The sequence below is a fragment of the Rhizobium sp. PEPV16 genome, from assembly GCF_008919455.1.
In the GTDB taxonomy this organism is placed as follows: Bacteria; Pseudomonadota; Alphaproteobacteria; order Rhizobiales; family Rhizobiaceae; genus Rhizobium; species Rhizobium leguminosarum_Q.
The window spans coordinates 38,948-39,864 of the sequence record NZ_VSZV01000311.1 but is presented as its reverse complement, the minus strand read 5'-3'; the positions used below and the strand labels follow the sequence as shown (position 1 = coordinate 39,864).

The window sequence follows — 917 nt, the reverse complement described above, 5'->3', positions numbered from 1 at the left end:
TGTAGGGTTCGTATCGCCCAGTGTAGGCGGCAGATCGTTGAGGACTTCCTCCTTAAAATTCTCCTCGCTGATCGCCTCCGCCAGCACCCTCCCCATCTCCGATCTCGTAATCGTCCATGTCGCCTCGATATCCGCATATTTCGGTCCGAGGGCATCTTCATAAGGGATGTCGCCATTCTGGATGATCAGCCCCGCGATGCGCTGTGGGGTCCTGATCGCCAACCGGGCACCGATCGGCGAGCCGAAGTCGTGGAGGTAGAGGACAAACCGGTCGACATGCATCGCATCGACGAAGGCCTCCAGCCAGGCGGCATATCCATCGAAGCTGTAGTCGAAATCGTCAGGCGTGCCGCTGTAGCCCGCACCCGGGAAATCCGGCGCAATCAGGCGCCAACAGTCGGCAAGGCGCGGCATGAGATTGCGAAATTCATAGGATGAGCAGGGATATCCGTGCGGCAGCAATAGGACCGGAGCATCTTCCCGGCCGGCCTCACGGTAAAAGGTTTCGACGCCGGCAACAGTGATCCAGCGATGTCGGACAAGAATGGTCACGGGAACCTCCTCAGAACCGTTCTTCACTTTCGGTCTTCGTCATACTGCTTGGCGCCTTCCACCGGTCGCAGCCACGGCTCGCGGCGTTTGATCCAGAGTTCGTAACTCGGCACAAGCGGCGTCGGCGCCTCGGAGAGGATGCCAAGCTTGATTTCCGCCTCTTGATCATCGGCGGAAAACAGGCGCGAACCGCAACTTCTGCAGAAATGCCGGCCTTGGAACGCGGCGGCTTCCCCTGAATGTTCGAATTGGCCGGCGGGCCAGATGCCATAGAAGGTAAAGGCCGAACCGCTTTCCTGCCGACAGTCCGTACAATGACAGATCCCAACGCGTAAGGGTTCGCCTTGGACGGAAATACGCACCTG

Annotated in this window: 2 protein-coding genes; both read right to left on the bottom strand. The window is 59.1% G+C overall.

The window, feature by feature from the left end; translation table 11 throughout:
- Nucleotides 1–552 (bottom strand): alpha/beta fold hydrolase (locus FY112_RS18450; RefSeq protein WP_151519016.1); only part of this gene is annotated, 552 nt, incomplete at its 3' end.
- Between the two features lie 23 nt (nucleotides 553–575).
- Nucleotides 576–917 (bottom strand): GFA family protein (locus FY112_RS18445; protein WP_151519018.1); only part of this gene is annotated, 342 nt, incomplete at its 5' end.